General features: G+C 52.0%; 18 protein-coding genes. 14 read left to right on the forward strand and 4 right to left on the reverse strand.

Annotated features, from left to right (window positions below; genetic code table 11):
- Positions 1-181 precede the first annotated feature (181 nt).
- Complete coding sequence (locus ACGHAD_RS08920; protein ID WP_382415583.1) at positions 182-1,405, reverse strand: CynX/NimT family MFS transporter; 1,224 nt, start codon at positions 1,403-1,405, stop codon at positions 182-184.
- 423 nt (positions 1,406-1,828) lie between these two features.
- On the opposite strand from ACGHAD_RS08920, the gene ACGHAD_RS08925 reads away from it, so the two are divergent.
- The 10 genes from ACGHAD_RS08925 (at position 1,829) to ACGHAD_RS08970 (ending at position 13,432) form a co-directional block, all read left to right on the forward strand.
- Positions 1,829-2,494, forward strand: coding sequence for a (2Fe-2S)-binding protein (locus ACGHAD_RS08925; RefSeq protein WP_382415581.1), 666 nt, complete (start codon positions 1,829-1,831; stop codon positions 2,492-2,494).
- The gene (locus ACGHAD_RS08930; RefSeq protein WP_382415579.1) at positions 2,491-3,540 is read left to right on the forward strand and encodes an FAD binding domain-containing protein; all 1,050 of its coding nucleotides are present in this window, start codon (positions 2,491-2,493) and stop codon (positions 3,538-3,540) included. Before ACGHAD_RS08925 ends, ACGHAD_RS08930 begins: the two co-directional genes overlap by 4 nt.
- A gap of 2 nt (positions 3,541-3,542) precedes the next feature.
- Positions 3,543-5,780: a xanthine dehydrogenase family protein molybdopterin-binding subunit gene (locus tag ACGHAD_RS08935; RefSeq protein ID WP_382415577.1), complete on the forward strand. Its 2,238-nt coding sequence runs from the start codon at positions 3,543-3,545 to the stop codon at positions 5,778-5,780.
- A gap of 149 nt (positions 5,781-5,929) precedes the next feature.
- Positions 5,930-6,829, forward strand: a complete 900-nt coding sequence (locus ACGHAD_RS08940) for a LysR family transcriptional regulator (protein ID WP_382415575.1) — start codon at positions 5,930-5,932, stop codon at positions 6,827-6,829.
- Positions 6,830-6,947: 118 nt separating this feature from the next.
- Positions 6,948-7,571 (forward strand): flavodoxin, encoded by a 624-nt coding sequence (locus tag ACGHAD_RS08945; RefSeq protein WP_382415573.1) that lies wholly within the window; start codon positions 6,948-6,950, stop codon positions 7,569-7,571.
- Positions 7,558-8,553 carry an XdhC family protein gene (locus tag ACGHAD_RS08950; protein WP_382415572.1) on the forward strand — a complete coding sequence of 332 codons (996 nt, stop codon included), beginning with the start codon at positions 7,558-7,560 and terminating at the stop codon, positions 8,551-8,553. The genes ACGHAD_RS08945 and ACGHAD_RS08950 overlap by 14 nt, the downstream gene beginning before the upstream one ends.
- On the forward strand, positions 8,543-9,214 hold the full coding sequence (locus tag ACGHAD_RS08955) for an NTP transferase domain-containing protein (RefSeq protein ID WP_382415570.1): 672 nt from the start codon (positions 8,543-8,545) through the stop codon (positions 9,212-9,214). Before ACGHAD_RS08950 ends, ACGHAD_RS08955 begins: the two co-directional genes overlap by 11 nt.
- Positions 9,189-9,644, forward strand: coding sequence for a (2Fe-2S)-binding protein (locus ACGHAD_RS08960; protein ID WP_382415568.1), 456 nt, complete (start codon positions 9,189-9,191; stop codon positions 9,642-9,644). The genes ACGHAD_RS08955 and ACGHAD_RS08960 overlap by 26 nt, the downstream gene beginning before the upstream one ends.
- Positions 9,645-9,653: 9 nt before the next feature.
- Positions 9,654-11,927: a molybdopterin cofactor-binding domain-containing protein gene (locus tag ACGHAD_RS08965; protein WP_382415566.1), complete on the forward strand. Its 2,274-nt coding sequence runs from the start codon at positions 9,654-9,656 to the stop codon at positions 11,925-11,927.
- A gap of 248 nt (positions 11,928-12,175) precedes the next feature.
- The gene (locus ACGHAD_RS08970) at positions 12,176-13,432 is read left to right on the forward strand and encodes a DUF418 domain-containing protein (RefSeq protein WP_382415564.1); all 1,257 of its coding nucleotides are present in this window, start codon (positions 12,176-12,178) and stop codon (positions 13,430-13,432) included.
- A gap of 149 nt (positions 13,433-13,581) precedes the next feature.
- Here the strand turns inward: ACGHAD_RS08970 and ACGHAD_RS08975 are convergent, their stop codons facing one another.
- The gene (locus ACGHAD_RS08975; protein ID WP_382415562.1) at positions 13,582-14,076 is read right to left on the reverse strand and encodes a lactoylglutathione lyase family protein; all 495 of its coding nucleotides are present in this window, start codon (positions 14,074-14,076) and stop codon (positions 13,582-13,584) included.
- 105 nt (positions 14,077-14,181) lie between these two features.
- On the opposite strand from ACGHAD_RS08975, the gene ACGHAD_RS08980 reads away from it, so the two are divergent.
- Positions 14,182-15,066, forward strand: coding sequence for a LysR family transcriptional regulator (locus ACGHAD_RS08980; protein ID WP_339615190.1), 885 nt, complete (start codon positions 14,182-14,184; stop codon positions 15,064-15,066).
- 66 nt (positions 15,067-15,132) lie between these two features.
- Positions 15,133-15,867 carry a hypothetical protein gene (locus ACGHAD_RS08985; RefSeq protein WP_382415560.1) on the forward strand — a complete coding sequence of 245 codons (735 nt, stop codon included), beginning with the start codon at positions 15,133-15,135 and terminating at the stop codon, positions 15,865-15,867.
- Positions 15,868-15,910: 43 nt separating this feature from the next.
- Here ACGHAD_RS08985 and ACGHAD_RS08990 read toward each other — a convergent pair whose 3' ends face one another.
- Together ACGHAD_RS08990 and ACGHAD_RS08995 are read right to left on the reverse strand one after the other, a co-directional pair.
- Complete coding sequence (locus ACGHAD_RS08990; RefSeq protein ID WP_382415558.1) at positions 15,911-17,617, reverse strand: Hsp70 family protein; 1,707 nt, start codon at positions 17,615-17,617, stop codon at positions 15,911-15,913.
- A 12-nt stretch (positions 17,618-17,629) separates the two neighbouring features.
- A complete protein-coding gene (locus ACGHAD_RS08995) occupies positions 17,630-19,150 on the reverse strand; it encodes a hypothetical protein (RefSeq protein ID WP_382415556.1) in 1,521 nt (506 codons plus the stop codon).
- A 371-nt stretch (positions 19,151-19,521) separates the two neighbouring features.
- Between ACGHAD_RS08995 and ACGHAD_RS09000 the strand changes: the two genes are divergently transcribed.
- On the forward strand, positions 19,522-19,800 hold the full coding sequence (locus ACGHAD_RS09000; RefSeq protein WP_382415554.1) for a transposase: 279 nt from the start codon (positions 19,522-19,524) through the stop codon (positions 19,798-19,800).
- A gap of 367 nt (positions 19,801-20,167) precedes the next feature.
- The gene (locus ACGHAD_RS09005; protein WP_382415552.1) at positions 20,168-23,278 is read left to right on the forward strand and encodes a glycoside hydrolase family 15 protein; all 3,111 of its coding nucleotides are present in this window, start codon (positions 20,168-20,170) and stop codon (positions 23,276-23,278) included.
- The last annotated feature ends 62 nt before the right edge of the window (positions 23,279-23,340 follow it).

Here is a 23,340-nt window from a genome sequence, read left to right on the forward strand (position 1 = left end):
CGTTGCGCTTTCATTCTGTCAATATGACAGCGCGACGCAGCCTTCTATACATTTAAATAACGCTTACCGCTGGCTTTATCGAGACATTCTGGAAGTTCACATCCGTGGCTTTAGCTGAGTGTCGTAAAAGAGCTATAAAACAATCAATACGCCAGACAACACAAGCAGTCCAAGCGTGGCGCTAACGACGCCAATTTTGGTAAGCCACGGCGGCCGGGTTTCGATCATCCAGCACATACAACTTTCGCCCGGCGCCAAGGCCGGCGATAATCGCCACCATGCCAATCAAACCCAGAAAAATTCCGGTCACTTGCCAGCCGTGAAATATATCGTGCAAAACACCGGTCAATAGCGGCCCAAATGCGGCAAGGGTATAGCCGACTCCTTGCGCCATACCGGACAAGCGCGCGGCCGTATCGGCATCGCGCGCCCTGACCGCTAACAGTGTTAACGCCATACTAAAGGTGCCGCCTTGGCCAAGGCCTAACACAACGGCCGATAACCACAGTAAGCTTAGCGGCGCGTATATGCAGCCGGCCAAGCCTAACAACGTCAGCGATACCACCAGCACAATCATAAACCGCTGGTCGCGCATGTGGCTGGCAATCCAGGGCGCGGCAATGGCGGTAATTACCTGGACCATAATTGACACTGATAACGCCAACCCGGCGGTAACGGCATCGACCCCTCGATCTTGTAAGATGGTCGGCAACCAGCCAAATACGGTGTACGCCAGTGCCGATTGCAGCCCCATGTAAATAGTCACTTGCCACGCTAACGAATCGCGGTACAAAGATTTTTTCGGGGCGCTAACAGACTTGGGAAAGTGCTTGGCGCCTTGCTGTGACCACCAAACAAGTGCGGCAATAGCGGCGGGCACCAGCCAAAAGCCTAGGGCAGGGCGCCAGTCATTGCTAAACAACAACCGCAATGGCTCGGTAGCGCCGGCCGCAATCGATGCTCCAAAACACAGTACCGCCGTATAAAGTCCGGTAAGCAAACTGACTGAATTGGGGAAGTCGCGCTTAACGATTCCGGGGAGAAGAACTCCCATGACTCCGATGCAAGCCCCCGCTGTCGCCGAGCCTACAAACAAACCTGTGACACCCAAATAGGGGCGGGCCAGAAGTGACAGCGCCAGTAGCGCCACCGCCAGCAATACGGTTCGCTCCATGCCTAACCGGCGAGCCACAAGAGGCGCCAAAGGCGCCGCCAGCCCTAAAAACAAGACCGGCAGGGTGGTGAGCACGCCCTGACCCGTGGTGGTTAGCGCCAGATCCTCACCGATGCGCCGCAGCACAGGTGAAACACTGGTTAACGCCGGGCGCAAATTCAGCGCCACCAACATCAATCCGAGTAAGGTTAACAACATGTGCCTAACAGGAGAGGCGGCAGGGGGTGTCATGACAATGATTCCAGCACAGTACCAGCGTATCGAGTTACTCAATACACCCAAAAAGAAGCACAATTATACAGGCCATTGCTACCGGGAAGAGAAAAGAAAGGAAAAGGCCTTAAACTCATTCAATTTTACTGGAACACTCCTTGCTCACAACCTCTCGCTGAGGTTTGTTACGGGGCTATTTGGAGTGCACGCAGACCACATCAAATTTACTGGCCCAGCCGCTGACGTCGAGACACCAACGTTTGCGTGCTTGTGCGGCGCTTGCTTACTTAATGGCGCTGCACGTTCTCTGAGCCCCGCTCGCACCACAAGACTGAAACCTGTGCGGAAGTTACAAACTCGGCTAGTGAGATTGAAAATTGTACAAGCGAAATATGATGTTGGTAAAAATGGATCAACACCCACTAACTATTTGGAGTGCTTATGAACCGCGACGATAAAAAGGCCAGTGGCTCTTCAGGCGCCGTCGGCGTCTGGCCGAGACGCGATTTTCTCAAAGGTGTCGGCCTTGCCGCGGGCGCTGCAGCTACCACGTCGGCCTCGGCGGCGGCGACGGCATCTCAACAGATCGAGCACTCATCAGCCACACCCACCCAGCGTGAAATCACGCTCACCATTAACAAACAAAAAATAACTCAGCCTATCGATAACCGCACCACACTGGTCGATCTGTTACGCGAGCACCTGGCCATGACCGGCACCAAAAAAGGCTGTGACCACGGCACTTGTGGGGCTTGTACCGTGCACGTCAATGGTCAACGGGTGTTGTCTTGTTTAACACTGGCGGCCACCATCGATGGCGCTGACGTTACTACCATTGAGGGGCTCGCCGACGGCGACGAGCTGCACCCAATGCAAGAGGCTTTTTTACGCTGCGATGGCTATCAGTGCGGTTACTGTACCCCTGGACAAATTATGTCGGGCGTAGCTTGTATTGAGGAAGGGCACGCGAACGGATCGGCCGAAGAAACTCGCGAATGGATGAGCGGCAACTTGTGCCGCTGCAGCGCCTACCCGAATATTTTAGCCGCCGTTAGACAAACCTCCGGCGCCGAGCCTGCCAGCGACCCTTCGGAGCAATCCTCATGATTCCCTTTGACTATCACAATGCGCAAACCGTAAAAGAGGCGGCCGCACTTATCGATCACCGCTCAGTGCAAGCCATCGCCGGGGGCACCACCCTGATCGATCTCATGAAGCTTAATGTATTAACACCGGCCTCCTTAGTGCATGTACGCGACGCGCTACCCTCGGGTGTGTCATCTGACGAGCAAACGTTACACATTGGCGCCGCAACGACGATGGCTGAGCTTGCCGATGCCGAAAAAGGGGGAAGAGCGTTTCCCGTCATCCGTCAATCACTTATCCTGGCCGCGTCGCCGCAAATACGCAACATGGCCACCATTGGCGGCAACCTCCTTCAGCGCACACGGTCGCCTTACTACCGTCACCCCGATATGCCCATTGACGGTCATGCCATAACAAACCATGGCGAGGACGTGGACACCGCAATGCTCGCCGTGCTTGGCAATAGTGGCCGGCTGGTAGGAATGTATCCCGGCGACTTTGCCATCAGTGCCGTCGCTTTTGATGCGCAGCTGGAGCTAAGCAACGGTGAGACAAATCGCCGCGTCAATGCGCGTGAGTTTTATCAAGTGCCGCAGCAAAAAGAGTTTCAGTACTCAACCAAACTAAAACCCAATGAAGTGATAACCGGCGTTATTTTTCCAGTATCGGCCAGCTTAAAAAACAGTTACTACTTTAAAATTCGCGACCGAAGCAGCTACGCCTTTGCACTCGCCAGCGCGGCGGTCGGGTTGGACATACAAAACGGAATAATCCGCCGCGCCAACGTCGGTATCGGCGGGCTGGGCTCCATCCCTTGGCACAGCTCAGCGGCAGAGCAAGCCTTAACGGGCCAAGCCCCCACTGATGACGTGTTTCGCGCGGCAGCGCAAGCGGCACTTGCCAGTGCGCAACCGCCTGCAGGGCTAGAGTACAAGGTGACACTCGCCCAGCGCACGCTGGAGCGCGCGTTGCAAACCCTACGTGATGACGGGCCATTGGATGATGACGCACTCTGGGCCATGCAACACGGCCGCTCAGACACGCAACCAACGCAACGGGGAGCATAGACATGACGTTTAAATCCATCGACTACAGCGGCCCCGTCGGCAAATCGCTGGTACGTAAAAGCGGCCGGGAGAAAGTCACCGGCGCTGCAACTTTTACCGCCGAGCACCAACCAGACAAGATGCTGCATGCGGTAGCCGTTACCAGCAATATCGCACGCGGTAAAATCAAATCTATCGACACCCGTGCGGCAAAAAACCTCCCGGGCGTGCGTGCAATATTACTGCCCGACAACGTACCGTCCTTTAAGCGTATTAAAACCTTTAATGACTCTGGCATGAAGCATTCATTGGCCAGTAACGTTTTCCCGGCGGCCGAGACAGAGATATTTTACGCCGGCCAATACGTGGCTGCCGTGATCGCCGATACCTTTGAGACTGCGCGTGATGCCGCACTGCTGGTGAAGGTTACGTATGACACCCAATCACATGTCACCAACATCGATAACGCACCGGCAAACGAGCGTCCGGAAAGCCTCATGGGTGCACCCGCCGTTATTACCAAAGGCGAGGACGCGCAACAGGCATGGCAAGCAAGTACCGTGAAAGTCGACGCGGATTATCGGCTCTATGGCAACCATCACAACCCTATTGAACCACATGCCACCATTGCGCACTTTGGCAAAAAGAACGGTAAACCTTTTTTAACCGTTTACGATACCACGCAAAGCTTAGCCCCGGGGCAGGCTACTTATGCAGCACTATTTGACCTTGCCCCCGAGCAGGTACAAGTCATATGCCCCTATGTGGGCGGAGCGTTTGGCTCCAAAGGCGCCATGTGGCCACAGTCGGTATTAGCCTGTTTATGTGCAAAGCTGGTTGATGTGCCGGTCAAACTAGTGGCAACCCGGCAACAAATGTACGGCGGGACAGGGCACCGCTCTCCTTTTCGCCAGCGTGTGGCCCTTGGCGCCGATAAAGACGGAAACATTCAGTCCATCATTCACAGCGGTATCGCCAGTACATCGCGCAAAGACGTTTACAACGAAGCCTTTACCATGGCGACCCGGATGATGTATCGCACAGAGTCACTGCACTTAGAGCAGAGCCGCTGCAGGCTAGACACTCAGTTGCCCACCTTTATGCGCGCGCCGCCAGAAACACCCGGCTTGTACGCGCTGGAAGCTACAGTGGATGAGCTGGCAACAGAATTAGCAATGGACCCAATCGAGCTACGCATTAAAAACGAGCCAGAGGTGGACCAGCACACCGGCAAACCGTTTAGCAGCCGCTTATTAGTCGACTGCCTGCGTCAAGGGGCAGAGCGCTTTGGTTGGCGCAATCGCTCCGCCAAGCCGCGCAGCCAAAAAGATGGCCACTGGTTAATTGGCATGGGCGTCGCGTCAGCCACGTATCCGCACAATGTGTTTCCCACCCAGGTAGACGTAACCCTAAATGAAAATGGTACGGCGGACATCGCCTGTTGCACGCAAGAGCTAGGTACTGGCACTCGCACCGCACAAAGCCAACTCGCGGCCGACATGCTTGGCTTACCGATTAAAAAAGTGAACATGCGCTTAGGCGATACCGCATTACCGCCGGGCGGAATCTCTGGCGGCAGCGCGACGACGGCAAGTGTCGGCGGCGCGATTCGCAATGCCGTCGAAAAACTAAAAGAACAGCTATTGACCCTTGCACAGCAGCAAGATGAATTTAAAAACGCATCCCTCGATGATATCCATTTTGTCCAAGGAGCCGTAACGGACGGCCAAACACGGTTGCCCATGGAAGATTTACTAGAGCAAGCCGGCAAACCGAACCTTACGGCTCGCGGTAGCTTTAAAGGCCCAGAGGAACAAAAGTATTCAGCTCACTCATACGGTGCAACGTTTGTTGAAGTTGCGGTGGATGAGGCGCTGGGGTTAGTCCGAGTACGTCGTATGCTGGGTTGTTACGCCTGCGGTACTATTCTTAATGCCCGCACCGGGCGCAGCCAGTTTATTGGCGGGATGGTTATGGGGCTTGGCCACGCACTGCAAGAGGCCACCCATTGGGATCATCGCTATGGCCGAATCACCAACGATAACTTAGCCGAATACCACATACCCGTGAACGCCGATGTGCCCGATATCGATGTAATGTGGATCGACACCCCGGACTTTAACGCATCGCCCATCGGTGCCAAAGGTATCGGCGAAATAGGCATCACCGGGGTGGCCGCCGCAGTAAGCAATGCAATCTACAACGCCACCGGCAAACGTTTGCGACAATTGCCCATAACCCCAGAAATGGTCATGAGCTGACAGCACTTTACCGAATGACGGATGGGCAGGAGTAGCTATGCAGCTCGTCCGGCGCTCGACTAAAAGAGGTATTCTGGGGGGGCGTCGGTGTAAGCAGGGGATTCAGAGAGACTGTATAATAAACTCAAAACATTGAGTAATATTCAACAATGGCCTCAAAAAATAGTTACAGCGAGTTACTCGCATTCGTCGAAATAGCACGGGAGGGTAGCTTTACCCGCGCCGCCGCGAAGATGGGAATTTCCACATCAGCACTCAGCCATGCCATTCGAGCGCTGGAAACACGTTTGGAAGTTCGCCTACTAACTCGCACTACCCGCAGCGTCTCGACCACCGAGGCGGGCGAGCGTCTGTACCAGCGGATCGCCCCGCACTTTGATGAAATTGATTTAGGCCTGGAGGCCGTGCGCGAGCAGCGTGAAAAACCTGCCGGCACGGTACGTATTACCACCGCCGAGCACGCCGCCAACAGCATTATCTGGCCCAAACTTGCAAAAATTTTACCCCTATACCCGGACATTACCGTTGAAGTCTCGGTAAACTTTGCCCGTACAGACATCGCCGCCGAGCGTTTTGACGCGGGTGTTCGGCTGGGAGATGAACTGGATAAAGACATGATCGCGGTGCGTATTGGGCCCGATCAACGCATTGCCGTCGTGGGCTCGCCGGAGTATTTTGCCAAACACCCGAAACCTACCACCCCTTACCAGCTGACCGAGCACAATTGCATCAACCTTCGCCTGCCCACCCATGGCGGACTTCTACCGTGGGTTTTTGATGATAAAGATCGACGAGAATTCAAGGTGAAGGTCTCCGGGCAGTGGATTTACAACAGTGTCAGCCCCATTGTGCGCGCGGCGCTGGCCGGACAGGGCCTAGCCTATGTACCGGAGGATACCATACTGGAGCATATAAAAGCCGGGCGATTGGTGCGTACACTAGACGAGTGGTGTATACCCTATACCGGTTATCACCTTTACTATCCCAGCCGAAAACAAGCCTCTGGTGCGTTTCCCATCATTGTCGAGGCGTTACGCCACAAAGAATAACCCTACATAAAGTGGCTTTTCGGCATTGATGAGTTTTACTCAACAAGGCATCCCTATTTTTGATCTTGTCTGTTATCACCTTGGCTTCTACTATCACTTAAACGTTTTACAAGGAGCCATGGTGCTACCACGACGGCAATTATTAACACGGCTGATGTCGCTACCCCTATTAAGCACACTGGGTACTCTGGCCAGCAAAACCACTGCTTTGCCTGACGCAAAGCCACGCCAAAGCACCACGTTAATCGCCTACTTTACTCGCTCGGGTAACACACGGGTGGTGGCCGAGCAGCTTGCACGAACGCTCGACGCCGACTTGTTTGTGATTGCGCCCGCAACACCATACCCCGCTGATTACGAGGCCAATGTCGAGCAAGCCCGCCGTGAACGAGATGCAGGCTATCAACCGCCACTCGAGCAACGGGTTCCCGGTTTCAGTGGTTATGAGCGGGTATTTATCGGGTTTCCGATCTGGGGGATGACCGCACCACCGGCAATTCGATCATTTCTGACGCAGCATGATTTAACCGATAAAACACTGGTGCCTTTTATTACGCACGGTAAATACGGTTTGGGCGACAGCGTGTCCGTGCTTAAGCAGCTCGCACCTCGGGCAACGATTCTTGATGCTTATTCACAAGAATGCGACCAAGAAAGAGATACCATGAATCAGGTAAATTCATGGCTCTCCAGGTTGAGTGCCAACTCCAACCAACACGAACCTACCCATGCAAAATCTTGATAAACACGTTATTTCTCAGGCGCTGCAATGGCTGCATAACGGTGAGCCGATTTGGCTGTGCACCGTACTCGCCACCTTTGGCTCGTCACCGCGCGAGCCCGGCTCGTTAATGGCCGCTACACCCGATGGCCAGCACGTGGGTTCACTCTCGGGTGGGTGCGTAGAAGAGGACTTCTTACAGCAGCTGGGTGACGGGCGCTTTCAAAAGCCGGTCGAGCGAATTCGCTACGGCGCCGAAGGTAATATGGGCAACAATCAGGTCACCTTACCCTGTGGCGGCAGCCTGGATGTATTAATAGAAAAGCTCGCGCCCACACCTGAGCATATTGCACATCTGCAAAACCTATTGGCGACCCTTGATGGGCAAGCGGTTAAAACACGCCGGGTGATGCTCGATGATTCAAAAGAAAGTAGCGGCGCATTATTACTGCACGAAAAACCTCAAAGCGAGCGCGTCTGGCTAGACCCGGATGAGCGCTTTGTGGATATCCGGGTGGGGCCGGTATCGCGCCTGATTATTGCCGGCGTCTCAAGCGTGTCTACCTATTGCGCCGAGTTTGCCTTGGCAATGGGGTTTGAAGTGATCGTTTGCGACCCGCGCGAAGAGGCCTGGGCTAATGTTAACGTTCCGGGAATACGCGCCGAATACGTGCTCCCCTCACTGTTTATCGCCGCGCCCGACACCTGCCACCGCGCGACAGCTATTGTTGGTTTAACCCACGATCCTCGAATCGATGACTTAGCCGTAATGGAAGCTATCCGCACCCCGGCTTTTTATATTGGTGTGATGGGCTCTCATAAAACCTCACAAGCTCGTGCCGAGCGGTTACAACGTACCGGCGGCTTAACGGCAAAAGACATCGCGCGCATTCACATGCCTATTGGTTTGGCGCTTGGCAGCAAAACGCCCGCCGAAATCGCACTGGCAATTATGGCCGACATACTGCGAGTGCAACGGGGTAAAGCGCGTCATGAGCTTTGATCAACGGGCCACTCACAGCGACCACTTAGTAGCGCTCATCGTCGCGGCGGGGTTTTCATACCGCTTTGGCAGCGCCGATAAACGATCCGCCAAGCTCGATAAACATCAGACGTTACTGGCTGCGAGCTACGCCAGTGCGGCACGTTTTTTTACCAACTGCCGCGTGCTTATTCGTGACGATGATGATATCCGCGCACTGGGTCTGGCGCCGGAGACGCCGGTGTGCCGCACACAGCATGCCCGACAGGGGCAGGGGGCCAGTATGGCAGACGGCTTTAAGGCACTGCTAACGGATGATGCACTAGCCAATGTTCAGAGCGCCGCGGTTTGGCTCGGCGACATACCTCATATTACCCCAAACACCTTGACGCAATTGTCTTGTAAAGCAAACGCAGACAATATTATTCGGCCAATCTGGGCCGATCAAATAGGCCACCCCGTGTTTTTTGGTCGCCGCTTTTGGCCCGAGCTTGCCGAGCTGCACGGCGATAAGGGCGCCGCGAAAATAATCAAACATTATCACGCGACTTACCAAACAATTGCGGTAGAGGATTCAGGAGTATGCCGCGATATTGATATACAGGACGACTTTAAAAGCTTGCAACTTCAATTAGCGTCAACCAGAGGAACACGCTATGCCAACTTACACCGTGACGATTAATAGACAACAAAGAAACATCGAGGCCGATGCCGATACACCTTTACTGTGGGTGCTGCGTGACGAACTCCAGTTGGTGGGCACTAAATTTGGTTGCGGTATCGCTCAATGTGGCGCCTGTACAGTTCACGTTAACGGCAGTGCCGTCAGATCTTGTTCGTTTCCTATTTCAGCGATCGGCGAGAGTAAAGTAACAACGATTGAAGGTTTGTCGGAGAACGGGGATCATCCGGTGCAACAGGCATGGCTAGAACACGATGTGGCGCAGTGCGGTTACTGCCAGGCCGGCCAAATCATGTCGGCTGCTGCACTACTGGCGCAAAACGCCAACCCCGATGACGCGGCCATCAACAACGCCATGTCAGGCAACATTTGCCGCTGCGGTACCTATGGGCGTATTAAATCAGCCATCAAAACAGCCGCTAAAAGCTAGGGGGCACAGATGAACAGCGCAACAGGAAACCTTGCAAATAAAATAAAGACCTCGCTAGGCCGTCGCCGCTTTTTACAGGCCAGTGCCGCCGCCGGCGGTGGTTTAATGATTAATTTTAGCTGGGGCGTTGCGCCCACCGGTGCCGGTGATGCGGCGGCCGGAATGGTTCCCGATCAACCCTTCGAGCTTAACGCCTACTTGTTGATCGCCTCATCAGGCGAAATTACCGCCATGGTGCCGAACCCGGAATTTGGCCAAAACTTAATAACCTCTATGCCTATGATTTTGGCAGAAGAATTGGACGCTGACTGGCAAAGCATTACCGCCAAACAAGCCAACTATGATGCCCGTGCCTACGAGCGACAATTCACCGGTGGCAGCCAATCTATACGTCGCGCCTGGCAAAGTCTACGCATGGCTGGGGCCAGCGCAAGGCATATGTTAATACAAGCCGCCGCGCAGCAGTGGCAAGTACCTGCTGGCGAAATTATCGCTAAAAATAGTACGTTAACCCACACTAAAAGCGACAAACAGAGCAGTTACGGTGCGATGGCAGCCGCCGCATCGCAAATGCCCACGCCGGACGAAGTCAGCTTAAAAGACAAAAGCAGTTTTGAGTTGATTGGTAAGTCACGTCACAATCAAGAAGGGCAAAAAATCGTTACCGGCCAGCCACTGTTTGGCATTGACTATCAAGCCGAGGGCATGAAAATCGCCATGATCGAACACCCACCGGCTTTTGGTCAGACCGTAGAATCTGCCAATCTCGACGAGATCAAGAAAATGCCGGGCATTGTAGATGCCTTTATTTTTGAGTCAATAAGCCCCGAACAGCAAAAAAACTATTTTGACACCAACGCCTTTCCACGCTTGATTGCCATAGTTGGCGAAAAAACCTGGCAGGTTATGAAAGCCAAAAAAGCGTTAAAGCCGCAGTGGAAAAACCTTCCCTCTCGTACGGAAACCATGAACGTCTTCGGCCGCGAGGTGAGTGTGACCACCCCCGGGGGACTGGAAAACACCACTGATCATCGAAAGAAAATGGACCGGGCTTTGGCGAGTAAGCTGGATACTCTGCGCGAGGATGGTGACGTGAAAAGCGCCTTTGATTCGGCGGAAACCGTCATAGAGCGGACTTATCATGCACCCTATCTGGCTCACAACACTCTGGAGCCGATGAACTTCTTCGCACAAATCAATGGTGACGGAGTGCATGTGGCAGGCCCTTTACAGGCACCGGTGTTTATTCAAGACACACTGGCGAGTCGTTTGAGTATTGCGAAAGAGAAAGTCCACATCGAATTCACCCGTATGGGCGGCGGTTTTGGTCGGCGCGCCTACTCGCACTATTTAGTCGAGGCCGCCGTCATCGCAAAACAGGTAAAGGCACCTGTGAAACTGATTTATTCCCGTGAAGACGATATGACCATGGGCATCTATCGCCCGAGCTATACGGTGCGTATTAAAGCCGCTTTAGACAAAGACAAAAAACTCGTCGCTTATCAGGTAAAAGGTGTGGGCCTGTCCGAGCACTGCGTGCATGAAAATCGGTTTCCCGCCGGCGCGGTCGATAATTACCTGGCGGAGGCAAAGGCCATTGACTCCAATATCACCACTGGAGCTTTTCGTGCCCCGCGCTCGAACTTTATGGCGTCAGCCGAGCAATCGTTCTTAGACGAGCTAGCTGAGGCCGCCGGTGTAGACCCTATCGACTTTCGCCTAGCTCTGCTTGATCGAGCAAAAAACAACCCAGTGGGCGACAACAACGACTATGATCCGGCGCGTTATGCCGGCGTACTAAAGCTGGTACGCGAAAAGTCTGGCTGGGACGCCATGCCCGGCACAACCCACAAGGGTGTCGCAGCGTATTTTTGTCACAACTCTTACGCCGCACAGGTTATTACCGTTAAGCAAGGGGAGGGCGAGCCTAAAGTAGATAAGGTATACAGCGCGCTCGATTGCGGCATCGTCGTCAATAAAGATTCCGCCATCAATATGGTCGAGGGTGCCGTTATTGATGGTATAGGCAATGCCTTGTTTGGTGAGATGACGTTTACCGACGGCGTACCAGATAAGAAAAATTTTGACCGCTATCGCATCATTCGCATAAACGAAATCCCCGACAATATTGATGTCCACTTTGTCGAAAACTCAATAGACCCAACCGGACTGGGTGAGCCGCCATTCCCACCGGTATTCCCGGCGCTGGCCAATGCCCTTTACCAACTGCTAGGCGAGCGGCAGTACCTGCAACCTTACGCAAAACGACATCAGGCCTCATAGAGCCCTCAGGAGCATTCGATTTCCCGTGATACCTTCTGCTGACGATGCGGCTCCTGCGGTGATTAGCTTTTCGGCTAAGGCCGAAGCAACTGGCATATTCACCCTAACGGTCAATACGTAGTTGCTATTGAAGGGGGAGGGCAAACGCGACAATGGGGCACGCCTAAGCGAGCAGTCCGCGCAAGGCGCGCAAAAACTTCTCAACACCATTCATTAAACACTGTAAATTTTCCATGAGCGAAACATCTATGTCCGAATCTTTATCCTCTCCCCTAAAGCGTATCAGTGCATTAGATGCGCTGCGTGGCTTTGCCTTACTTGGCATTATTGTTATGCATATGCTGCAACAATTTGGCTACAGACTGGCCCCGTCAGCGGAGGAGATCCTTCCTTATCCACACATGGATGCCGCGGTGCAGTGGATAGGAAGTAATCTCGTCATGGGCCGCTTTATCAATATTTTTGCTTTTCTATTTGGCATGAGCTTGTTTATTCAAATGGATAAGGCTGCCCAAAAAGGCATAGATTTTCGTGGTCGTTTTGTGTGGCGAATGCTGCTTTTAATGTTTTTCGGCCTGCTGTGCCATTCCTTTTACAGCGTTGAAATTATTTCTGTTTATGGGCTGTTTGGCATACTCCTACTAACACTTTACCGGGTAAAGTCATGGGTATTGCTGCTATTGTGTGCCGCACTCGTCTTGGGAGCGCCTCGCATCGCTCAGGTCTACCATCACAACCAACAACTTCCCGAGCAGGCGAGCCTAACGGAGCGCGCTACCGACACTGAGCCACAGGCGAGAAGATCTCCGCCCGAGCACATCGCCAACCCTTCTTTTATCAATTCAGCTAAGCACAACTATGCCGAACGTTTAGAGGGAAAGCTTAACTACCAGTTTGGCTTTATTGGCAGAGGCTACGTGACCTTCGCGTTGTTTATTTTGGGGTTATTGGTAGGGCGCAGCCGGTTCCTGGAACGAGCGCAGTACCACAGAAGGCAACTACTACTGATATTTCTGGGCTTCACCGCGGCCACAGCCGCCATAACCGCATTGCACGCAGTAATGCCTGAGCAAAACACACGCGTGTTTTTTAGGGCCGAGGGCGTCCATTTGTCAGGAGGGCTTGTTCTGGCTCAGACGCTTAATGACCTCAGTTTAATCACATTTTCAGGCGCTCTGGTAAGTGGCTTCCTCGCACTTTACTACTCCGAGCGCATCAGCCGTTATCTGCAATTACTCGCGCCTTATGGCAGGGTGGCCCTGACCAATTACATTATGCAGGGAGTGATCGGCTGTATCTTGTTTGCTCCTTGGGCGCTGGGCTATACCTTTAGCGCTTGGGGGGCATTCGCTCTCGTCATTCTGGGGTTAGTAATTTATATCGCTCAGGGTATTTTTAGCTATATATGGCTTAAACACTATTTATACGGCCCCCTAGAGTGGTTGTGGCGCAGCGGAACGTATTTATCAATTCAGCCCTTTTCGAGAAAGAAGCTCAATCGGTAACAATTCATGCGCTCCAGAAGATGACTGGCCTAAAACACTCCAAAACAATAAGGTGTTCGAGTTAAGTAGCGTTAGAGACAACGATGTAATCGAGTATTAAAACTATTGGCATCGCCGCTAAAGGCAATGCCAATAGTCCGCTCATGCCTTTAACCGTAAGCACCGGCCGAGTAGGTTAACTCATAGCTATGGCTGTAAATTTCTAAAATATTGCCAAAAGGGTCTTCCATATAAACCATGCGGTAGGGCTTCTCGCCGGGGAAATATTCACGCACTGGCATTCTTTGCTTACCGCCGGCGGCGACAATTTTCTCGGCTAAACCTTCTACGTCTGGGTCTTGCACACAAAAGTGAAACACCCCTGTTTTCCAATATTCAAAATTATTGTCCGGCTTCTCGGCGTTGTTAAACTGAAATATCTCAACGCCGATACGATCCCCGGTCGACAGGTGTGCAATTTTAAGCAAGCCCCAGCCCGCGCCGAACACATCGGTACACATAACCCCTACGGCGCTATCGTCTTCTTCAATAGTGGTTGGGGGCATAATCAGGTACCAACCTAATACGTCGGTATAAAATTTTACGGCGGCTTCCAGGTCAGTGACCGATAAACCGATATGAGAAAAGCTGCGGGGGTAGGTCATGCCGACTCTCCAAATTTGGTGGTTAGGAATAAAGTAACCTAAGCTTAGGCTCAATAAGCTATAATGAAAACCATCAACCACTTATAGCCTTGATAAGTTATTTTTATGCTGAATCCGCAATGGCTCCGCTCCTTTACTGTACTTGCTGAGGTGGGTAGCTTTACCCGTACCGCAGAGCAGTTAAAACTCACTCAAGCGGCCGTTAGCCAGCACATCAACCATTTGGAGCAACAGCTCGGCCCTTTGTTGATTCGCCGTACCCGCCAGATAGACCTCACGCCGGCCGGACACTCTTTGTTGGCATACTGTGCTGAACTAGAACAAGCAGGGCAGCGACTAACGTTGCGATTGTCCGGTGGGGAGCAAAGTAAAGGGCAGGTGAGCCTAGTTACTCCGGGTAGTAGCGGTTTGTTTTTATACCCGCTATTGCTAGAGCTACAAAGCGCACATCCTGGACTTGCGATTCATCACAAGTTTGCTCCCGATACCGATGTACTAAACGCGGTTTTAAACAACGAGTATGAAATTGGTTTGCTCAGCACTAAACCTGACAATCCACACGTAGCGGTAAGCCACTTTGCACAAGAGCCGCTTGAACTCGTGACCCCAGCGGGGGCTACTGTCAACTCGTGGCAAGATTTACAGCGGCTTGGCTTTATTGATCACCCCGACGGGCGCAGTATGGCAACCCGTATACTGAGCCGTGCCTACCCAAATGCCGGGGGTATTCGCGATATACCAGTGCATGGGTTTATTAACCAAGTCGGATTGATTCTCGAGCCAGTGGCGCGTGGCCTAGGCTTTACCGTGTTACCCAGATACGCACGCAAAGCGTTTGTCCGTAACGAAGCGATAAGTGTGGCGGAATTTGATTACACAGCTATGGATACGCTATGGTTAATTCATCGCGCCGAATGGCCGTTATCGGCAAGAGCCAAATACGCACTCGATCACTTAAAACAAAAGCTTGTTAATATGGAGCTTATGTAAAAAATAGGCACCAAGTGTTGATTTATTCAGGCTAAACACATCACATACTGAGTTTAGGACACTGTTATGGCGGTATTAAAAGTCTGTGCATTGATCGCCCTTAGTGTTTTAGTGGGGTGCTCCAGTACGACTGTTCACCTACACGCCAAAAACCTTCCCGACGTTGAGCAGGAAGCCATTCGCGCAGGTCTTGAAGCGCGAGGCTTCTCGGTCAAAATGCGAGATAATGAGCCGCCGTCTAACAATAACGCTATTCTTTATTATCCCCACGACGGCATTGACGCCGACTTGCAAGCAATCGATGCGGTATTAGACGCGAACGGGTTATGGGCTGAACACAATTACTCCGTCTACACTGATAAGCTTGGCAAACACGAATACACCGCAGGCAATATTGGGCTCTACCTTGTGCCCGAAGGCGTCACTACCAATGCATCAACGAGCAACAGGGTTAGAGCTGTCTTTCCCATAACGGTAACCGATTTTGAGTTTGTCAGTACCGACTGTGACACGGAGTACGTGTATGAGCTGTTTGAAGATGGCAGTCTAGTCGCCAGCGATTTTAGCTTGCCGATCGGCAAGGCCAAACTGGCAGCTCTGGAGTGGAGGGAAACCTCGGATGAGATCACACTTTCTAACAGTGGTGAGCAGTTCAAGTACTCTAAAACCGAATCTTATAAAGAGTATGCGAACCTCGATAGCGATCATGTCATTACTTACAACATCACCTTGCAACCGTTAGGGTACTACCGGGTACCGTACGGTTGCACGTTCAAAAGTACTTTTTCCGAGGCTTATTAATAATAAGCTTAGCGTTTAGCACTGAACTCGCGGCAAAAGCACGCTAGTACAGTGGCGACTCTCTTTCTATTTGATCAAAAATAATCGTTAGCTCTTTAGCGGCCGCGTCAATTTCCGAGATGTTTTGGCTGTGTAAAATTTGCTCAAAGTTTCCCAGCATATCTTTTATGTACTCCCGCAGGCCTCCAAGAGCGAGTTCGTAAAGGCGCTCGCCGCGGGCAACTAATAAAGCATTGTGCTCGTTCTCGCGCGGATGAATCTTAAGGGACTCAAGCTCGGCGAGCCGGGTTTTAATCTCCGCTTCCGTTAAGGTTCCAGGGTTACCTTCGATAATCGCTTGCTGCTTATCGCCGGTTGACGTGACCTCTGCCTCTACCTGCAGTAAGCCGCTAATGTCATAGGTAAAGCGAATTTCTACCGACTCTTCTCCGGCAGCGGCAGGAGGCACGGCCAAAGAGAGTTCGCCGAGTTTGATGTTATCTTTTACTAACCGCGCTTCGCCTTGATATATCACGATATGTAGTGTGGTTTGATTGTCGCGCACGGTCACCAGACGGTCCATTCGACTTACGGGGACCGGGCTGTTGCGATCAATAATAGGATGAAACAATTCGCCACTATCAAAAAATCCCTGTTCATTCACTACACCAACGCCTAGGGTGTAAGGCGCAACATCCGTCAAAACCACCTCAGATAGCGAGGCATCCCCCTCAATTAAGGCGGCCTGAATTGCAGCGCCAAGGGCGACTGTCTCATCGGGGTTGATGTGCGACTGAGGAATTTTACCCAGCATTTTTGACACCATCGAGCGAATTGCTGGCATACGCGATGCGCCGCCTACCAACACCACCGCGTCTAAGTCATCGCCTTGCAAATTGGCGTCGCGGAGTGATCGCTCTAGAGGGAATCTAAGGCGGCGCAGTAAATCCACACAGCAGGTCTCAATAGAATCGCGAGTTAGTGTCAGTTGGAGGGGCTCTTCACCCACAAAAAATTCTATGCAGGCATTGTGTTCGGTGGAGAGCTGCTTCATGGCCTGTTCGCATTGTGATCGCAACTGAGCGATCTGTTTTGCAGACAAGTCAGAGCGCACAATATCTTTCTTCTGTAAAAAATGACTGAGCAATGCGTCGACAAAGTCTTCGCCGCCCAAGCGGTTATCTCCAGCTGTTGCATTGACCTGCATGACGCCATCAAATAACTCGAGAATTGACACATCAAACGTACCGCCACCGATATCAAATATCAAAAAGGTCGTATCGTCTTCGTTGTTGTGTAGTCCGTAAGCAATAGCGGCTGCGGTTGGCTCATTGATTAGGCGCTTAACCTCAATTCCCGCCAGGCGCCCGGCATCTCTCGTTGCCTTGCGTTGTGCATCACTAAAATAGGCCGGCACGCTGATGACGGCACTGTCAATTTTCTCTGTTAAATGTGTCTGGGCATCGGCGATTAGACTTTTTAAGAGTAGGGCAGAGAGCTCCTCAGCGCGAAACTTTTTAGCGCCCAGCGTAAACTCCTTGTCGGTACCCATATATCGTTTGAACTCCGACACCGTCAGGTTGGGGTGCGTAATTAAACGGTGCTTGGCAATGTCGCCCACAATAATACGCTGCTGATCGTCGAGCCCTACAACCGACGGCGTCATGGTTTTATTTAATGCATTTCGTATTAGCTTTGCCTCGCCAGTTTCGGCGATCCAGTAGGCAACTAAGCTGTTTGTTGTACCAAGGTCTATACCAATTAAGGCCATGTCGTCCCCTGACTATATAAGAGTGATAAGTTTTAAATACGCAAAAGAGGTTACAAATGACACTAACGTGCCAAACAGGAAAATAGTGAATCCCTTTTTAGCGATAAAGTCCGATACTCTCTCGGGCAAATAATCCATTAATGCTAAACATACATTGACAGAAACAAACCCCAAAATTAATGCGTAACCTCCAAGGTGTGGATTTTGCTCTTCAAAACCCAGCAGTACAAAGCTAAATGAGTATATGGCACTGGCCCAAATCAGTAACAGTAAGCCCTGAACACCAAACCTCAAAAAACCGAGCAGTAGGGCGAACGCAACCAGCGCCAAGGTCAGCTCTTGCATCTCCAGCGTCGATGTGTGGCGATAGCAATACACAGATAATACAAAGGCAATTGAAATGGCAACATTGGTGCTGCGTTTTTCTTTTAGGCTGTTCCAGCGCTGCGCAAGGCTCTGTCGGTAACGATGATAAAGTCGATCTAACGCCCATACTGCCACAGAGGTAACACCCCAGAGGCTCAAAGTAAGATAGGGCTGATAAGCCTCTAACGAGGCGCTTGTTGTCCATGGCATTAAGAAAAATTGAACAGCAAGTGCCACGACGATATGAATGACCGAGAACCGAGTTTTCTCCAACTGGACGCGCCACCAGTGAAAACTATCGGTATCGAGCTCGGGGCACATGTCGCGGTCAACCGCGTGCGCAAACTGGCGGGTAAAAACCCGAGTGGGGCGGTTATGCAGCCCCAGAAAACGCATAAACTCAAAATACCGCGGACGGTAATTTCCGAGTAAAAGCTTGGAGGCCGGAAGCTCTTCTCCGCGACCTTGGCTAGGCTGAAGAATCAGACGATTATAATAGTGGCGATAGGTATTTAAACGTGCCGCAAGGTAGCCCAGTTTGGCGCGCTTATCCGGGTCTGAGTGTTGCTCTTCAAACCACCTAAATTCCATTGCCGCCGACTGGACAAGCGCATAGGGCATGTCGACACCGCGATACGAACAAAGTCCGTTGGCGAGCATGACTTCAAAATATGACCGGGTTTTTAAGTGAAGTAATCGGGTCCCTTCGATGAGGGATTCAAAATAGGCGAGCTTAGCGTCGGCAGATGGCAAATTAAATAAATGCGAAGCCAGCGCGCTGGCTTCGTCATGTGCAGTCTGCTCTTGTTGCTGGCGCAGATGCACGGCCTGCGCCGTGGCTGCGTCAGCATCAGCAGAGCCGTCCCGTTCCCGAAGGTTATGGGCCATTTGTTTCGCAATATCCCGGTGCGTTGATGGCGATGGCCGCTCTGGCGGTGAATGTCGCGATTCTGTGGATTCTGTCGTGACGGTGCTATTACTCTGATTGTGCGGTTCAGCCGTCATACGTTTGCACTGGCTTCGCGCCCAATCAAACGCCTCGCGCAAGCGCTGATAACCATCGGGATCTTGATCTGGGCGGATTTGCTTTAAAAGACGAGAATAAGCGGCCTTGACAACTTTTTGGTCGTTGGTGGGCGAGATCTCGAGAATAGTCCAATAGTTCAAATGTGTGCTTCCTTACCTTACCGGGGTACCAACGTAATGTGCTGCTGCTTATTGTATTTGCACCTAATAATGCCAAGGCTCGATTTTAACCAAAATTTGCCGAATGCCAACCCCGGCATTCAAAACCTATTATGCGCATAATGTATATTATGTTAAATCGTATATCTTCAGTCCTACAGCAGCCCACGTGGTTATCACAAGCTCAGCTTATGCACTCTCATTAACGGCACCCCTCCCTGACGGCAGCATAGCGAGTTTTTGTTAATTACATCAAACAACGATAGTGGTTATCACTCGTATTATTGGTAGAATACCGTCTTTGCCGCTTTATATTTATACAAGAACACTCACCAACACAGGGATGATGCCACGTGGGACTACTCAGCAAATCGAAAAAACGCAAACATTACACCTGTGACTTCAAGCGCCAGACATTGGCACTGCTCGACAGCGGCTTGACGCCCGCCGAGGTAGCGCGACAACAGAATATTCGCGAGTCTAACATTTACCGCTGGCGGCGCGAGTTTATGGTGCATAGCATTGATGCGATAGACGCCTTACGAAGTGAGCTCAAACGACTCCGGCAAGAAAACACGCAACTGAAAAACCGTATCAAGCGGTGTGACAAGTCGCTAACCGAGGCGCTTTAAGGGTAACCCCTCACGCCCCACAATATCGCGACCTGCACGGGCGCTGTGCACTGGGTAACGAGATGCCAATAACGGATGTTCAACCGCGTCAAAAAGTGCCGTTTCTAGGCCGATGACACTTGCACCCGTGTGGTAGTCCGGCGTTATACTCAAGCAACTGATCGCAATACCTTTCTTTTCGTCACAATCGCGACAGATACTCACATTACACTCAACAGGGGCTGTCTTACGAGTTTGATTGGCTTGCCGATTGCTTGGCAGTTGGAGGCGATCCCTTCCCGCCCGCAACAGCCGACGCTTGCGGCGCCAACCCGTGATCGATGACTCGCACAGACCATTCCGTGTATTGACGACAGAAGAGATGTAAATGAAACGGCAAAACGAGACACTAGAGCGCATTTATCGCGAGATAAAAACGGTTATTCTGGCGCGCCAGCACCCGGTTACCGGGCTGCTGCCCGCCAGCACCGCATCAACCCATCACGGCGATTACACCGACGCCTGGGTACGGGACAACGTCTATTCGATTATTAGTGTCTGGGCGTTGAGTATCGCCATGGATCGCGCTGGACAAAAAAACCGCTGCGATTTGCTGCAGCAATCCACCATTAAGCTGATGCGTGGTTTGTTGCAATCTATGATGCGCCAAGCGGAGAAAGTCGAAAAGTTTAAACACACCCTCGACCCCTTTGATTCGCTCCACGCCAAATACGACACAGCGACGGGCTTACCCGTGGTGGCCGATGACGCCTGGGGACACTTGCAGATCGACGCGACCTCGATTTTTTTGCTAATGCTCGCACAGATGTCGGCCACAGGTTTGCGTATTGTCTGCACCGGCAGCGAAGTCGATTTTGTACAAAATTTGGTCTATTACATATCCAGCGCTTACCGGACCCCGGACTTTGGTATTTGGGAGCGTGGCAATAAAATCAACAACGGTCTAACTGAGATAAACGCCAGCTCTGTGGGTATGGCTAAAGCGGCTTTGCAAGCACTGGATGGTCTGAATTTATTTGGCCCACACGCCACCCGTCGCGCGGTTATCCATGTAGTACCCGACGCGGTATCGTTGGCACGTAATACGTTGGGCGCCCTGCTCCCGCGTGAGTCTTTGTCTAAAGAAGTCGATAGCGCGCTGTTATCGGTGATTGGTTTTCCCGCGTTTGCGGTGGGCCGGGTCGAGCTACTGACCAAAACACGCGACACTATTTTATCCAAGCTCGGTGGCAATTACGGTTGTAAACGATTCTTGTGGGATGGCCACCAAACCGTAATCGAGGAAAATTCGCGGCTTTATTACGAACATTCCGAGCTGGCCGAATTTGAACATATCGAATCGGAATGGCCGTTGTTTTATACCTACTTGTACATCAACGCCCTGTTTGATGAACTGGGCACCACGGCGGCTCACTACCGCAAAAAAATCGAATCTTTGATGGTGACCAAAGACGGTATTGGCTTGATACCTGAGCTCTATTACTTAGAGCAGGAACACGTTGCCGCCGAGAAGAAACAACCTCGCTCGCAACCTAGGCAACCCAATGAGAACATTCCGCTGGTATGGGCGCAAAGCCTCTACTATACCGGTTTGCTCTTAGATGAAGGCTACCTCAACACCGAAGACCTAGATCCGCTGTATATCCGGCGCCGCTCGACGCGCTTTTCTCAGGCCCAAATCGCTCTGGTGGTACTGGCCGAAAGCGATCAAGTTAAAAGCACCCTGGCTAAAAATGGAGTCATTGCCGAGTCGCTGGAGGATATTAAACCCATCACTGTGCTAACAGCGCCGCATTTAGTGGAGGTTTACACCCGCGTTGGCGCCAACGATGCGTTAGGTCTAACCGGTCGGCCGCGCCGGCGCTTACAAAGCTTGGCGACATCGCATACATTTCGCATCAACAATAAATCGTGTCTGTGTTTGTCTTGGTTACAAAGCGAAGAAAACGATTACCGTTTGTTTGATGCCGAGTTTTTTACCGAGTGCTTAATCTCTGAGATCAACCATATTCGCAAGCACTGGATTGACCCGGAGGTGGCGGTATTTACTCTTAAAATTAGCGCCGACTTATGCGCCGTACCCAATGCAGACGTGTTGTTTAAAGCACTCAAAGACTTGCAGTTGCGCACGACTCACGAGCATGTCGGCAACGCATCGGCAAGTTTGGCGCTGCGCGCTTCGCGCGCGACTAAATTTGCGTTGCCCGACATTTGTTTAACGCCCATCAAAACACAGCACACGCCGGTAATAACTGAGCTGCCGTTTAGCAATCAACAGTTAACGGCGAGCGCCCGTCAGCTTATGGAATGCGTTAACAGCGATGATCCTAATACGCTTACTCAGGCGTTTGAGAACGCCATGACCGGGCGCAACTTAAGCGACATCGCCAGTGACGATGGCACCCTGAGCTTGCGCGAAATGTTTACCGCGTTGTCTCATTATGCCCAGCAGACCAACCGCTGGGCGCTCGCGCGTATCTGCTTTGCGTATTTGCAACACGGCCATAATGATCTGGCCAACAGCCTTACCTTACTGGCGGCGCGCCACTTAAAAATCACCATTGGTGAGGATAACGACAGTGAGCTGACCATTAGCTCGCAACTAACCAATGATGAGATTATCGACGGTTTGGTTAAGGTTTTATCGCACCCGTTAGAGCGCGCCCTTGCGCAAGAGGCCATCATCGCCATCGGCGGCTTACTGCGCACCCGACCCTACTTATTTGAGGGGCTGCGCTCTATTGCGCTGCACAATTTTATTTTACTGTGCTCGCACTACGATAACGAAGCGCTCTCCCCCATTGAGTGGCTCGCCACTCAGTCACCATCGTACCTCTACAACAAACTGCGCAAAGTACTCGACTCTCAGCGCAAAGTGTTTTCCCAGGGCGTTAACCATAGCTTTCATTTGGGCCACGAGCAGTCGTCCTTACTGCAAGGGAGTGACGCCATTGCCGCCAACGCGGTGGGCGCCGATTGGTTTGAGTGGCGCCTGGCAAGAGGTTTTATTACGCGTTTTGACGACGAGTTTTTACAGGCTATTTGGCAGAGCTTGGCGAGTGCCAATACATTAGTGTTTGGCGACAGTGACAGCGATGAATACTCGCTTGATTGCGAGCTGATCCGCAGTTCTATGACCTCTGGCGAGGAGAGCTTTGCCCAGCTTATCGACCACTTAACCCAGTCGTTACACCCGAGCTATTACAAAAGTGCGGTGGTAGAGGCGTTGCATTGCTTCACGCTATTTTGCCAAAACAATCCTAAGGCTTTCTTTGACCGACCGGTAGTTTTTAGCCGCTTGCTTGAAGAAGCCGCGAGGCTTTGGTCCGAGGCAACGGAGGGGCTTTGTGGCAATAATCGCAACATCGATTTGCTGCTGCAGCAGTCGCCCCGCGTGCTGCAAGATTACATGATGCAAGCGCTGGCCAGCGAGGCGGACACCGCCCCGTCACCCGACCCACTTGCCACTACGGAATAATATGGATGGCCGGTTGGCCAGCGGCGGTCACGGGGCTACAATGCCTGCCTTATTGATGCCAC

The sequence above is a fragment of the Gilvimarinus japonicus genome (assembly GCF_042847215.1).
GTDB lineage: Bacteria > Pseudomonadota > Gammaproteobacteria > Pseudomonadales > Cellvibrionaceae > Gilvimarinus > Gilvimarinus japonicus.